The organism is Streptosporangium sp. NPDC001559, from assembly GCF_042893955.1.
Taxonomy (GTDB): Bacteria; Actinomycetota; Actinomycetes; order Streptosporangiales; family Streptosporangiaceae; genus Streptosporangium.
This window is the reverse complement of sequence record NZ_JBIAVG010000006.1, coordinates 259634-273324: the sequence shown is the minus strand read 5'-3', so window position 1 is coordinate 273324 and position 13691 is coordinate 259634. Positions and strand designations below refer to the sequence as shown.

Annotated in this window: 12 protein-coding genes; 4 read left to right on the top strand and 8 right to left on the bottom strand. The window is 70.5% G+C overall.

What is annotated here, in order from left to right:
* Window positions 1-45: 45 nt before the first annotated feature.
* Window positions 46-474: a DoxX family protein gene (locus ACFYY8_RS16340; protein ID WP_390041415.1), complete on the bottom strand. Its 429-nt coding sequence runs from the start codon at window positions 472-474 to the stop codon at window positions 46-48.
* Between the two features lie 81 nt (window positions 475-555).
* Here ACFYY8_RS16340 and ACFYY8_RS16335 point away from each other — a divergent pair, with 81 nt between their 5' ends.
* Window positions 556-1143, top strand: coding sequence for a MarR family winged helix-turn-helix transcriptional regulator (locus ACFYY8_RS16335; RefSeq protein WP_390041413.1), 588 nt, complete (start codon window positions 556-558; stop codon window positions 1141-1143).
* Between the two features lie 6 nt (window positions 1144-1149).
* On the opposite strand, the gene ACFYY8_RS16330 is transcribed toward ACFYY8_RS16335, so the two are convergent.
* From ACFYY8_RS16330 to ACFYY8_RS16310, 5 genes are all read right to left on the bottom strand, one after another.
* Window positions 1150-1449, bottom strand: coding sequence for a hypothetical protein (locus ACFYY8_RS16330; protein WP_390041411.1), 300 nt, complete (start codon window positions 1447-1449; stop codon window positions 1150-1152).
* A 101-nt stretch (window positions 1450-1550) separates the two neighbouring features.
* A complete protein-coding gene (locus ACFYY8_RS16325; RefSeq protein WP_390041409.1) occupies window positions 1551-2708 on the bottom strand; it encodes an acyl-CoA dehydrogenase family protein in 1158 nt (385 codons plus the stop codon).
* A 2-nt stretch (window positions 2709-2710) separates the two neighbouring features.
* Window positions 2711-3658 (bottom strand): hydroxymethylglutaryl-CoA lyase, encoded by a 948-nt coding sequence (locus ACFYY8_RS16320; RefSeq protein WP_390041407.1) that lies wholly within the window; start codon window positions 3656-3658, stop codon window positions 2711-2713.
* Window positions 3655-5694: an acetyl/propionyl/methylcrotonyl-CoA carboxylase subunit alpha gene (locus ACFYY8_RS16315; protein ID WP_390041405.1), complete on the bottom strand. Its 2040-nt coding sequence runs from the start codon at window positions 5692-5694 to the stop codon at window positions 3655-3657. Before ACFYY8_RS16315 ends, ACFYY8_RS16320 begins: the two co-directional genes overlap by 4 nt.
* Window positions 5695-5701: 7 nt before the next feature.
* Window positions 5702-7270 carry a carboxyl transferase domain-containing protein gene (locus ACFYY8_RS16310; protein WP_352011538.1) on the bottom strand — a complete coding sequence of 523 codons (1569 nt, stop codon included), beginning with the start codon at window positions 7268-7270 and terminating at the stop codon, window positions 5702-5704.
* Window positions 7271-7370: 100 nt separating this feature from the next.
* Between ACFYY8_RS16310 and ACFYY8_RS16305 the strand changes: the two genes are divergently transcribed.
* Window positions 7371-7979, top strand: coding sequence for a TetR/AcrR family transcriptional regulator (locus ACFYY8_RS16305; protein ID WP_390041403.1), 609 nt, complete (start codon window positions 7371-7373; stop codon window positions 7977-7979).
* Window positions 7980-8266: 287 nt separating this feature from the next.
* Window positions 8267-10477 (top strand): thiamine pyrophosphate-dependent enzyme, encoded by a 2211-nt coding sequence (locus ACFYY8_RS16300; protein ID WP_390041401.1) that lies wholly within the window; start codon window positions 8267-8269, stop codon window positions 10475-10477.
* A 454-nt stretch (window positions 10478-10931) separates the two neighbouring features.
* On the opposite strand, the gene ACFYY8_RS16295 is transcribed toward ACFYY8_RS16300, so the two are convergent.
* Window positions 10932-12071 (bottom strand): magnesium and cobalt transport protein CorA, encoded by a 1140-nt coding sequence (locus ACFYY8_RS16295; RefSeq protein WP_390041399.1) that lies wholly within the window; start codon window positions 12069-12071, stop codon window positions 10932-10934.
* A gap of 19 nt (window positions 12072-12090) precedes the next feature.
* Complete coding sequence (locus ACFYY8_RS16290; RefSeq protein WP_390041397.1) at window positions 12091-12567, bottom strand: nuclear transport factor 2 family protein; 477 nt, start codon at window positions 12565-12567, stop codon at window positions 12091-12093.
* Window positions 12568-12846: 279 nt separating this feature from the next.
* Between ACFYY8_RS16290 and ACFYY8_RS16285 the strand changes: the two genes are divergently transcribed.
* The gene (locus tag ACFYY8_RS16285; protein WP_390041395.1) at window positions 12847-13563 is read left to right on the top strand and encodes a M50 family metallopeptidase; all 717 of its coding nucleotides are present in this window, start codon (window positions 12847-12849) and stop codon (window positions 13561-13563) included.
* Window positions 13564-13691 lie beyond the last annotated feature (128 nt).

Sequence of the window (13691 nt, the reverse complement as noted above, 5' to 3'; positions counted from 1 at the left end):
CGGCGATCCATGGAGCCGGAGGTGACATCCCGGTTCGGCGGGCCGTCAGGAGACGCCGGCCGTACGGCGCCGCTGCCAGAGGTCGTCGAGGGCGAGCGCGCCGCCACCGCTGAAGGCGATGGCGAGCAGGGCGCAGATCAGGGCCAGGACGAACTCGTAGCCCCCCTTGGCGGCGTCGAAGCCGTTGGCGCCGTGGACGAAGACGATCGCCCCGAGCATGTCCAGGACGAGCAGGATCGCGGCGATCGGCAGGGCGGCGCCGAGGATGAGCGCGATGCCGCCGACCAGCTCGATCACGGCGACCGCCGGTGCCGCCAGGCCCGGCAGCGGTACGCCGATCTGCTCGAAGAAGGCCGTCGTGCCGCTCAGGCCCATGGTGGCGAACTTCTGCCAGCCGTGGACGACGAAGATCACTCCGACGCCGATCCGCGCCAGCAGCAGCGCGATCGGCCTCGCACGCTCAAGCCAAAGCATGAGGACTCCCCATGGTCGTTCGAATTTGAACCACCACCTTAACCCCCTGGTTCAAATTCGAACAACCCATACACTGGAAAAGTGGCGGACACGAGATGGTTGAGTGAAGGTGAACTGGATGCCTGGATGGCCTACCTCAGGGCGACGCACCTGCTGGAGCGGCGCATCGAGGAGCAATTGAAGGCCGACTCTGGACTTACCCATCCCCACTACGAGATTCTCGCCAAGCTCTCGATCGCGCCGCAGCGGCGGCTGCGCATGAGCGACCTCGCCCGCAGGCTGGTCGTCTCGAAGAGCGGGCTGACCTACCAGATAGGGCAGCTCGAGAAACGAGGGCTGGTCGAGCGGATGGACTGCCCCTCCGACGAACGGGGCGTGCTCGCGGTGCTCACCGACGAGGGAGTGCGCTGCCTTGAGAAGACCGCGCCCGGCCATGTGGCCGTCGTCCGCGCCTTCCTGATCGACCAGCTGACCCCCGAGGAACTGGCGACCATGACGCGTATCATGTCGAAGGCCGCCGCGGCGATGTCCCCGAACGGCTCGCACGGCTCACCACCCGGCTCCTGGGACGGGTCCCGAAGCGAGTCGCAGAACGGCCTCCGGAGCGGGTCGCAGGGCGGCTCCCCGAACGGAGACCGGCCGAGCCCGTCACAGGTCGACCCCGCCTGAGGGACCTCACCCCCGCGTCGCACGCCGTACGGCGAGGGCGATCAGCCGCATCTGCACGGCCAGTGGCGGCAGGGTCAGCGGCGCCGCGACAAGGAGGGCCTCCATCATGCCGGGGTACCCGCACTCCATGGACCCCTGGTACACCCGGGTGCAGGAGCCGTGGTCGAGGAGCCAGGCGAGCAGCGTCCAGTCGGCGAGGGCGATCACCGGCAGCGCCGCGATCGCGACCAGGACGGCGCACCCCGCCCTGTCATGGGCCGTGTCCGTCCTGACCGGCACCGGCCGAAGACGCCCGGGGACCTCCATGAGGCCAGCCAAGCACGGACACATGCAGATTCCGTGTGGAAAACATGGAGATCACGCACGAACCCCGGCACCGCCGTCCAGGCGGCGCCGGGGCCGGGATATCACAGGCTGGACAGGCCCAGCTCGCGGGCGATCAGCATGCGCTGGACCTCGCTGGTGCCCTCGCCGATCTCCAGGATCTTGGCGTCGCGGTAGAAACGGCCGACGGGGTACTCGTTCATGAAGCCGTAGCCGCCGAAGATCTGGGTGGCGTCGCGGGCGTTGTCCATGGCCGCGTTGCTGGAGACGAGCTTGGCGATGGCCGCCTCCTTCTTGAACGGCTCGCCCGCCAGCATCCGCTCCGCCGCGTGGTGGTAGGCCAGGCGGGCGGTGTGAGTGCGGACCTCCATGTCCGCGATCTTGAACTGGATGGCCTGGTAGTGGCCGATCGGGTGGCCGAAGGCCCGGCGCTCGTGGACGTAGCGCAGGCACTCGTCCACGCAGCCCTGGGCCAGGCCGACGGACAGGGCGGCGATCGCGATGCGGCCCTCGTCGAGGGTCTGCAGGAACTGCGCGTAGCCCCGCCCTCGCTGGCCGAGGAGGTTGGCCGCCGGGACCCGGCAGTCGGTGAAGGACAGCTCACGGGTGTCGGAGCAGTTCCAGCCGACCTTGGAGTACTTCTTCGAGACCGTGAACCCGGGCGTCCCCGAGGGCACCAGGATGGTCGAGATCTCCTTCTTGCCGTTCTCCCGCTCCCCGGTGATGGCGGCCACGCCGACGACGCCGGTGATGTCGGTGCCGGAGTTGGTGATGAACGCCTTGGAGCCGTTGATCACCCACTCGTCCCCGTCGAGCACGGCGGTGGTCCGCATGCCGCCGGGCACGTCCGAACCGCCGCCGGGCTCGGTCAGGCCGAAGGCGCCCAGCGTCTCGCCCGAGGCCAGGCGGGGAAGCCACGTGGCGCGCTGCTCGTCCGTGCCGAAGCGGTAGATCGGCATGGCGCCCAGGGAGACCGCGGCCTCAAGGGTGATGGAGACGCTGGAGTCGACCCGGGCCAGCTCCTCAAGGGCCAGGCAGAGCGCGAAGTAGTCGCCACCCATGCCGCCGTGCTCCTCCGGGATCGGCAGGCCGAACAGGCCCATCGCGCCCATCTGCCGCACGATGTCGTAGGGGAACTCCTCACGTTCGTACAGGTCCCCGATCACCGGGGCCACCACGTCGCGGGCGAACTCCTCGACGGTCTTGCGAAGGTCCTCGTATTCCTCAGCGAGCTTGGGCATCGTCACTCCTTGACGTCCGGGGCCGTTCCCAGGGCCTGCACGACCCGGGAGGGGCTGGGGCGGCCGAGCCGCTCCGCCAGCCAGGTGCTGGTCTCCACCAGCGAGGGAAGGTCGAGCCCGGTCTCCACGCCGAGACCGTGCAGCATCCACACCAGGTCCTCGGTCGCGAGGTTGCCGGTCGCGCTCTCGGCGTACGGGCAGCCCCCGATGCCGCCGGTCGAGGCGTCGACCACGGTCACGCCCTCGCGCAGGGCGGTGAGGGTGTTGGCCAGGGCCTGGCCGTAGGTGTCGTGGAAGTGCACGGCGAGCCGCTCCGGCCCGCCGAGGTCCCCGGTGAGGGCCTCGATGAGGGCGGCCACGTGCCCGGGGGTGCCCACTCCCACGGTGTCGCCCAGCGAGAGCTCGTAGCAGCCGAGCTCCAGGAGCCTGCGCCCGACGGAGACCACCTGGGCCACGGGGGTCGGCCCCTCCCACGGGTCGCCGAAGCACATCGAGACGTACGCCCTGACGCGCAGGCCGTTGCCGAGCGCCCGCGCGACCACCGGCTCGAACATCTCGAACTGCGACTCAAGCGTCCGGTTCAGGTTCCTGTTCGCGAACGTCTCGGTGGCGCTGGCGAAGATCGCGATCTCCTCGACGCCGTGTTCGAGCGCCCGGTCGAGGCCCCGCTCGTTGGGCACGAGCACCGGGTAGCGCACACCGGGCACCCGTTCCACCCGTTCCAGCAGCTCGGCGGCGTCGGCGAGCTGGGGAACCCACTTCGGGTGCACGAAGCTGGTCGTCTCGATCACCCGGTGGCCCGCGGCGGCGAGCCTGGCGACGAACTCCGCCTTGACCTCGACCGGGACCGTGACCGCCTCGTTCTGCAGCCCGTCACGCGGGCCGACCTCGTAGACGGTGACCCGCTCGGGCAGCCCCCGTGCCTCGATCCTGTACGGCTCACGCATCATGCCCGGTCCTCCCCGCCCTCGCCGGAGACCTCGGCGACGTCGACGACCGCGAGCACGGCGTCCATGTCGACCGCCTGCCCGGCCCTGACCCGCAGCTCCGTGACCGTTCCCGCGGCCGGGGCGGTCACGGTGTGCTCCATCTTCATGGCCTCGACGACGAGCAGCGGCTGGTCCCGTTCGACCCGCTCCCCGACCACGGCCTTGACCAGCAGTACCGTTCCCGGCATCGGGCTGCGGACGACTCCGTCGCCTCCCGAGCCGGTTCCCGCCCGGTCTCCCGGGTCTCTCAGGTGGTGGCGGGTCAGCGCCCAGGCGTCCCCGTCACGCCCCAGCCAGAGCGTGTCCCCGGCCCCCTGGGCCCAGCTGTAGCGCCTGCCGACCCCGTCCAGTGTGACCAGCGGTTCGCCCCCGTCCAGGGAGAGGCTCGCCCGCGCGGTGCTTCCGCCGGGCAGCCGGACCTCGGCGCCGCGCGCGGGCAGCCCGCGCACCCCGACCTCGACGACCTCGCCCCGGTTCTCCAGCCGCCAGACGGTCCAGGCGGCTTCGCCGAGACGCCAGCCGTCCGGCACCTCCCAGGGGTCGGCGACCGCCGCTACGGCGGGCACCCGCCCGTGGTGCAGCAGCAGCGCCGCGGCGACCGGCACGTCCTCGGGCAGGCCCCCCTCGGGCAGGAGGTAGTCCAGGTTGCGTTCGACCAGGCCGGTGTCGAGGTCTCCGGCGACCACCTCGGGGTGGGTGACCAGCGCCCGCAGGAACGCGATGTTGGTCGGGACACCGAGCACGGCGGTGGCGGCGAGCGCTCCGTCGAGGCGCCGCAGCGCGCTGTCCCTGTCCGGCCCCCAGGCGACGATCTTCGACAGCATCGGGTCGTAGCCGCTGCCGACGACCCCGCCCTCGGCCAGGCCCGAGTCGACCCTGACCCCCTCGACGACTCCCTCGGGCTCGCGCAACGCCAGCACCCGGCCTCCGGTCGGCAGGAAGCCCCTGGCGGGGTCCTCCGCGTAGACGCGGGCCTCGACGGCGTGGCCGCGCAGCCGTACCTGGTCCTGGGTGAGCGGCAGGGGCTCGCCCGCCGCCACCCTGAGCTGCAGTTCGACCAGGTCGAGGCCGGTGACCAGCTCGGTGACGGGGTGCTCGACCTGGAGCCTGGTGTTCATCTCCATGAAGTAGTAGTCGCCGGTCGTGCCCTGCACGATGAACTCGACCGTCCCGGCGCCGGTGTAGCCGACGGCCCTGGCCGCCTCGACGGCCGCCGCGCCCATCCGCGCCCTGGACTCCTCGTCGAGCAGCGGGGAGGGCGCCTCCTCGATGATCTTCTGGTGGCGGCGCTGGAGGCTGCACTCGCGCTCGCCCAGGTGGACGACGTTGCCGTGGGCGTCGGCCATCACCTGGATCTCGATGTGCCGTGGTCCCTCGACGAACCGTTCGATCAGCAGGGTCGCGTCCCCGAACGCCGCCGCGGCCGTACGGCGGGCCGACTCCAGGGCCTCGGGCAGTTCGGCGGCCGAGCGCACCAGCACCATGCCCTTGCCGCCGCCGCCCGCCGAGGGCTTGATCAGCGCCGGGAAGCCGACGCGGCCCGCGGCCTCGGCGAGGTCGTCGTCCGGTTCGGCGCCGCCGGGCACGACGGGCACGCCCGCCGCGGAGACGGTCGCCTTGGCGCGGATCTTGTCGCCCATGGCCTCGATGGCCTCCGGCGGCGGCCCGACGAACACCAGGCCCGCCCGCGCGCACTCGCGGGCGAAGACGGGGTTCTCGGCCAGGAAGCCGTATCCGGGGTGCACGGCCTGGGCTCCGGTCGCCGCCGCGGCGGCCAGGATCCCGTCGATGTCGAGGTAGCCGCCGCCGAGCCGTACCGCGACGTCGGCCTCCCTGACGTGGCGGGCGTCGGCGTCGGCGTCGCTGAAGACCGCGACGGAGCGGACGCCGAGCCTGGCAAGGGTGCGGATGACGCGCAGGGCGATCTCACCGCGGTTGGCGACCAGGACGGTGCCGAACATGCCGCGCGGAGTGGGTGCCTGGGTCACAGGTGTCATGAGGTGATCACATCCGGAAGACGCCGTAGCCGACGGGGTCGAGGGGGGCGTTGGCCGCGGCCGACAGGGCCAGGCCGAGGACCGTTCTGGTGTCGAGGGGATCGATGACGCCGTCGTCCCACAGGCGGGCGGTCGAGTAGTAGGGGTTGCCCTGCTCCTCGTACTGCCTGCGGATGGCCTCGGGGTCGGCGCCGCCGACCGTGGAGAGCACGTTGGCGGCCTGCTCACCGCCCATGACCGAGATGCGGGCGTTCGGCCACATCCACAGGAACCTGGGCGAGTAGGCGCGGCCCGCCATCGCGTAGTTGCCCGCCCCGAAGGAGCCGCCGACGACCACGGTGAACTTCGGCACCCTGGCGCAGGCGACGGCGGTGACCATCTTCGCGCCGTGCTTGGCGATGCCGCCCGCCTCGTAGGCCCTGCCGACCATGAAGCCGCTGATGTTCTGCAGGAAGACCAGCGGGACGCCCCTGCGGTCGCACAGCTCGATGAAGTGGGCGCCCTTGAGCGCGGACTCGGCGAACAGGATCCCGTTGTTGGCGACGATGCCGACGGGGTGACCGTGGATGTGGGCGAAACCGGTGACGAGCGTGGAGCCGTACTCGGCCTTGAACTCCAGGAAGCGGCTGCCGTCCACGACGCGGGCGATGATCTCCCGCACGTCGTACGGCGTACGGGTGTCGGCCGGGACGATGCCGTACAGGTCGCGGGGGTCGTGCGCGGGTTCCTCTACGGGGACGCGTTCCCAGGGGGCGGGGGACCGTGGGCCCAGGGTGGCCACGATGTCGCGGACGATCCGCAGCGCGTGCGCGTCGTCCTCGGCCAGGTGGTCGGTGACGCCGCTGACCCTGGCGTGCAGGTCGCCGCCGCCTAGCTCCTCCGCGGTGACCTCCTCCCCCGTGGCCGCCTTGACCAGCGGCGGGCCGCCCAGGAAGATCGTGCCCTGGTTGCGGACGATCACCGCCTCGTCGCTCATCGCCGGGACGTAGGCGCCGCCGGCCGTACAGGAGCCGAGGACCGCGGCGATCTGCGGGATGCCGCGCGCCGACATGGTCGCCTGGTTGTAGAAGATGCGGCCGAAGTGCTCTCGGTCGGGGAAGACCTCGTCCTGCTTGGGGAGGAACGCGCCTCCCGAGTCGACGAGGTACAGGCACGGCAGGTTGTTGTGGAGGGCGACCTCCTGGGCCCGCAGGTGCTTCTTGACCGTCACGGGGTAGTAGGTGCCGCCCTTGACGGTGGCGTCGTTGGCGACGACCACGCACTCGCGCCCGGAGACCCGGCCGACGCCGGTGATGATCCCGGCCGCGGGGGCCTCGTCACCGTACATTCCGGTCGCGGCGAGCTGGGAGAGCTCAAGGAAGCGCGAGCCCGGGTCGAGCAGGGTGCCGACGCGGTCGCGGGGCAGCAGCTTGCCCCGGGCGACGTGCCTGGCGCGTGAACGCTCGGGACCGCCCTCCCCCGCGGCGGCGACGCGCTCGGCCAGATCGGCGACGAGCCGCTCGTTGGTCTCCGCGTTGCCCTTGAACCCCTCACCGCCAGGATCGCAGGCGCTTCGCAGCACCGGCCAGCCACTCATGCGAGCCCCCTTGTCCGGGCCGTCCCCGACTCCGTCGTCGCGGGTTAACGGTCGCTAACGTCATCGCCGATGTTAGTCACCATTAACGTCAGCGTCTACTATGCGAGATGTGACAGCCGCTCGGACCCCTGCCCGCAACCGAGGGACGCGACGCGTGGAGATCCTGGACGCCGCGGCACAGCTGTTCGCGGCACGGGGCTTCCACGGCGTCTCCATCGAGGACATCGGCGGCGCGGTCGGCGTCTCCGGCCCCGCCCTCTACCGGCACTTCAGCGGCAAGGAGGCACTGCTCGCCGAGATGCTGCTCGACGTGAGCGAGCGCCTGCACGCCTCGGCCGCGGACCGGGTGACGACCGCCCCCGGCCCTGAGGCCGCGCTGAACGCCCTGCTCAGCGGCCAGATCGAGTTCGCCCTCAGCCATCCCTCGCTGATCACCGTGCACGACCGCGAGCTGGGCAACGTCCCCGAGCCCGCCCGGCGCCAGATCCGCAGGCTCCAGCGCCTCTACGTCGAGGAGTGGGTCACGGTGCTGAGCGAACTGCACCCCGCGTGCCCGCCCGCCCGTCTGCGCGCCGCGACGCACGCCGTCTTCGGCCTGCTCAACTCGACCCCGCACAGCGCGGGCGAGCTGCCCGGAGAGGCGATGGCGCGCCTGCTGCTCGGCATGGCCCGTACGGCCCTCGCCACGCTGAACGACGACGAAAGTTAGCGATCGTTAACAGTGAGGCGAACGGGACCGCATGTCCCGGTCGTCCGGGAAGGAATGCGTCTCCTTTCGGCCCCTCACTCTTCCATTGGTACGCCCAGCCGAAACCTAAGCATCATTAGGTCAAATAGACACACAATTCGGTCTATTGGTTGATAAATCCGGCAGATGGTGTGAGTTTTCACCGACGACACCTCCCATCAGGCACGACGCCGCAAAACGGGCGGGGCGTGACGCCAAAGACGTCAAGGTGCCGGTGCGGCACTCTCCGATGGGGACATAATCGGGCTGTGGCGCGCGACGCAGTTGAGACCAATTTCACCGAGGCGGTGGCCGCCCTGTCTCCGGGGGCCCCGCGTGATCCCGGCCTTCCCGTGCGTGAGGGCACGAGCCTGACCGGGGCCCGTTGCCGGGAGTTGTTCGAGTTCCAGCTCGGCAGCAGGCTCCTGGACGTGGCCGCCCGCTGGCTGCGCGCCCAGGGGGAGGGCTTCTACACCATCGGCTCCTCGGGGCACGAGGGCAACGCCGCGGTCGCCGCCGCGCTGCGCGTCACCGACCCCGCGCTCCTGCACTACCGTTCGGGGGCCTTCTACCTGACCAGGTCCGCGATGGCCGGACGGCTGCCCGAGCAGGGATTGCGCGACGTGCTGCTCGGCCTGACAGCCTCGGCGGAGGAGCCCATCGCGGGCGGCCGCCACAAGGTCTTCGGCCACCCCGACCTGGCGGTGATCCCGCAGACCTCGACGGTCGCCAGTCACATGCCGCGCGCGGTCGGGGTCGCCTTCGCCGTCGAGCGCGCCCGGGCACTCGGCCTGCGTTCGGCCTGGCCGGACGACGCGATCACGGTGTGCAGCTTCGGCGACGCGTCGGTCAACCACGCCAGCGCGCTGTCGGCCCTCAACACCGCGGGCTACGTCTCCTACCAGGGAGTGGCGCTGCCCCTGCTGCTCGTCTGCGAGGACAACGGCCTGGGCATCAGCGTGCGGACGCCGCAGGGCTGGGTCGAGGCGGCACGCCATCCGCGGCTGACCTACTTCGCCGCCGACGGCTGCGACCTGGCCGACGTCCACGACGTGGCCCTCGCCGCCGCCCAGCACGTCCGCGAGCACCGCTCCCCCGCCCTGCTGCACGTCCGGACCGTCCGGCTGATGGGGCACGCGGGCTCGGACGTCGAGCTGTCCTACCGGACGAAGCGGGAGATCAACGCCGATCTGGAGCGCGATCCTCTCGTCGCCACGGCCGGGCTGCTCGTCGAGGCGGGCCTGGCCACGCCGGAGGAGCTGCTGCTGCACTACGAGACGACGCGTGAGCACCTGCTCAAGATGGCCCTGGAGAGCTCGCGCCGCCCGCGTCTGACCTCGGCCGCCGACGTCATGGAGCCGCTGGCCCCCCGGACCCCGCGCACCGTCGCCCCGGCCAGCGCGGTCTCCTCCGGTTCCAGGGAGAAGGCCTTCGCGGGCAGGCTGCCCGAGCAGGAGGGCCCGCTCACCCTCTCCCAGGCGATCAACCGGACGCTGGCCGACCAGCTCGCCGCCCACCCCGACGTGCTGGTCTTCGGTGAGGACGTGGCCCGCAAGGGCGGCGTCTACGGGGTCACCCGGGGGCTGCAGAAGCGCTTCGGCGCCGGGCGGGTCTTCGACACGCTCCTCGACGAGCAGGCCGTGCTCGGCCTCGCGCTCGGCTCCGGCGTCTCCGGCCTGCTGCCGGTGCCCGAGATCCAGTACCTCGCCTACCTGCACAACGCGCTCGACCAGATCAGGGGTGAGGCGGCGACGCTGTCGTTCTTCTCCCGGGGGGCCTTCCGCAACCCGATGGTCGTGCGGGTGGCCGCCTACGCCTACCAGAAGGGCTTCGGCGGTCACTTCCACAACGACAACTCCGTGGCCGCCCTCCGCGACATCCCCGGTCTCGTGGTCGCCTCCCCCGCCAGGCCCGACGACGCCGCCTCCATGCTGCGCACCTGCCTGGCCGCCGCCAGGACCGACGGCAGTGTGTGCGTCTTCCTTGAGCCGATCGCCCTGTACAACACCCGTGACCTGTTCGAGGAGGGCGACAACGGCTGGCTCTCGCCGTACGCGCCGCCCTCGCGCTGGGCCGAGACGCACGTCCCGATCGGCAGGGCCCGCAGCTACGGCGACGGCCGCGACCTGACCATCGTGACCTTCGGCAACGGCCTGCGGATGAGCCTGCGCGCCGCGGTCAGGCTCACCGCCGAGGGGTACGGCTGCCGCGTCCTCGACCTGCGCTGGCTGTCCCCGCTGCCGGTCGAGGACCTGCTGCGCGCGGCGGAGCTGACCGGCCGGGTGCTGATCGCCGACGAGACCCGGCGCGCGGGCGGCGTCTCGGAGAGTGTGGTGGCCGAGCTGCTCGACGCCGGGTTCACCGGCCGGATCGCCCGGGTGACCTCCTCCGACAGCTTCGTCCCGCTTGGGGAGGCCGCCAGGCACGTGCTGCTCTCCGAGGCCGAGATCGAGGACGCCGCCCGCAAACTGCTGGGCTGACCTCGCGAAACCATCCCCGCCCCGTCGTCGGTGGTGTTCAATTGGCCACGCAATGTGACGCCTCCGTCGCCCGGTCCGCCGTTCGACGGAGGCTCCCCCCGATCAGGAGATGGCATGACCGACGTGGCGACGACGAGCAGGTGGACGGCCTGGAGACCGAGGTGAGAGCCCTGGGCGGCCGGATGGACGCCATGGAGAAACGGATGGACTCCATGGACGACAAGCTCGACCTGATCCTGGCCAAGCTCGGCTGAGCGGCTCCGCAAATCCCCTGTGGCCCCGGCCGCGTGCCGGGGCCCTGTCGTGTCCCCGGTATGACGCCGGGTTTCACAGAAATGTCGACAAATTCATTTATCCGGCCCGGTGAGAACCCCGTCCGCCCGGCGGCTGCGCCGTACGGGAAAGGCATTTCACAGCGGGCGGAAAACACGGAAACCGCGGGCGGCCGGTTCGGTCACAGCCAGTCGCGGCGTTTGAAGACGATGTAGAGGGTCACGCAGACGGCCGCCATCAGGAGCACCGCGAACGGGTAGCCGAACCACCAGTGGATCTCCGGCATGACCTCGAAGTTCATGCCGTAGATGGTGCCGACGAGGGTCGGGGCGAAGAGGATCGCGGCCCAGGCGGAGATCTTCTTGACCTCCTCGTTCTGGGCGTTGCTGACCTCGGTGAGGTTGGTCATGTGCTCGTTCTGGGCCTGGGCGACCATGGTCGAGTTGACCACGAGGATGTCGTGGAGCATCTGCCGGAAGCCGCTGACCCGCTCGGCCACGGTGATCGCGTGATCCGCGACGTCGCGCAGGTGCCGTTGCACCTCCTCGTCCATCCCGTACTTGGGCGCCCCGGCGATGAGCCCCTCGACCATCCCGAGCAACGGCTGGGTGGCGCGCTGGAACTCGATCACCTCGCGGGACAGCTCGTAGATGCGGCGGGAGACGCCGGGCTTGTTGCTGAAGACCTCGACCTCGATCTCGTCGATGTCGTTCTGCAGCCCCGCGACCACCGGCGCGTAGCCGTCGACGACCGCGTCCAGGATGGCGTAGAACACCGCCTGCGGCCCCTTGGCGAGCAGTTCGGAGTCGCTCTCCATCCTCCTGCGGACCTGGGACAGGTCCGGGGTCTCGCTGTGCCGTACGGTGATCACGAAGTTCTGGCCGACGAAGACGTGCAGTTCGCCGAAGTCGACCTCCTCGTCCTCGTCGAGGTATCTCGCGGGGCGCAGCACCACGAACAGCGTGTCGCCGTAACGGTCGGCCTTGGGCCGCTGGTGGGCGACGATGGCGTCCTCGACGGCCAGTTCGTGCAGGTCGAACTCCTCGGCCACGTTGACGATGACCGAGTCCTCCGGCCGGTAGAAGCCGATCCAGGCCATGCTGCCCGGCGTCTTCTTCAGGAACGCGAAGGCCTCGGGCAGGGACTCGGGGGTCACGTCCCTGAGGCCGTTCACGTAGATCGCGCTGTCGATGACGTGTGAGCGAGGTGGGGGTAGCTGATCGTCCGCCCGGGGGTCCATGGAGCGCTCGGGAGAGTCACGCTCTCCTCCGGAACGCCCGCGTACCAGGCTCAGTATGCTGCGCATCTGCCGATCGGCCACGCCTGTCTCCTCATCCGGCTCATCCGGCCCTCATGAAGTCCTCCAGTGACCGCATCGCCCTGCCCCGGATCGTGTCCCGGAACACCGACGTCCAGCCGAACGGCAGGCCGGTCGGCTTGCCCAGCGCCATCCTGGACCAGCGCCTGAAGTCGAACTCGTCGTGGTGCCGGACGATCAGGCCGTCCTCGAACCTGAACAGGGCGTCGATCTCGTTGATCACCGGCCTGCCGGTCCTGCCGAAGACGTAGCGGGCGGTCCAGTGCGCCGCGCCGTCGTAGCGCCTGGCGGTGACGTCCCTGACGGACACGGCGACGCCGCCCTCACCGCTCAGCAGCATCCGCCACATGCCCATCACCCTGCCCCTGCCTTCGAGCTCCAGGAAGACGGGGTCGCCGAAGGTGACCTCCGGGTGGTAGCACCGTTCCATGGCGTCGAGGTCGGCGCGGGCGAAGGCCGCGTAGAAGCTCTTGATGAGCCCGGCGTTCTGATCGTTCACGTGATTTCCCCCGATCACGGATGTTCCGCTGACCGAGTTTAAGCGGGGACCGGGCCTGGTGACAGCCCTGAAAGCGAGATTGGGAACTCCAGGTTCAGGGGTGAAGGTGACCGTCGAGGAACGCCCGGGAATACGGCGGGCGAACCGGCCGGGACCGTCCCGTCACGGCTTTATCGCCAGCACACCGGATGTCGTGGGACGCTTTGCTCCGGCACCGCGAAAGGCCTGAAGGAGTCAGGGAACTCGAAGGGTTCGGAAGATTCAAAGGAGAGATGGTCGTTGTCGGAGGTCTGGAGGGCCCTGACCAGGGTCCAGACGGAGCCGCCCGGATGGGCCGTGCTGTTGTCCGCGCTGGTGGCCCTGGCCGTGGTGACCTGGCCCACCTCGTGGCAGCTGTCCCGTGGCCTGGTCACGATCGCGCACGAGGGCGGGCACGCGTTGATGGCGCTGCTGACCCGGCGCAAGCTGCAGGGCATCCGGTTGCACTCCGACACCTCGGGTGTGACCCTGACCCGGGGCAGGCCGACGGGGCCGGGGATGATCCTGACCGCCGCCGCCGGATACGTCACCCCCTCCCTGCTCGGGCTCGGCGGGGCGTGGCTGGTCTCCGCGGGGCACGTGACGGCGCTGATCACGATCGTGCTGGCCCTGCTGCTGTGCATGCTGCTGCTGATCCGCAACCTCTTCGGCGTGGTGAGCCTGCTGGCGACCGGCGGGGCGATCTTCGCCCTCACGTGGTACTCCCCGCCCGCCGTCGACGCCGTCCTGGCCCAGCTCGCCGTGTGGTTCCTGCTGTTCGGCGGGGTCAGGCCGATCCTGGAGCTGCGCCGCAAGCGCCGCCACAGCCGTACGCCCGACTCCGACGCCGACCAGCTCGCCCGGCTGACCGTCCTGCCCGCCGGGTTCTGGATCTTCCTCTTCCTGCTGGTCGCGATCGTCTGCCTGGCCTTCGGCGCCTGGCTGCTGAGCCCGCTGCCGGCCTGGCCGTCGCGCTGACCCTCGCGTTCCACCGGAGAAGGAGGACGAAGGCGGGGAAAAGGGCACGGCCTGCGTCGCCGTTTCACGCCGTTCACCGCCGAATGATGTTCTCATTCATTGACAGTTAAACGGTTTTTTGCCTTTAT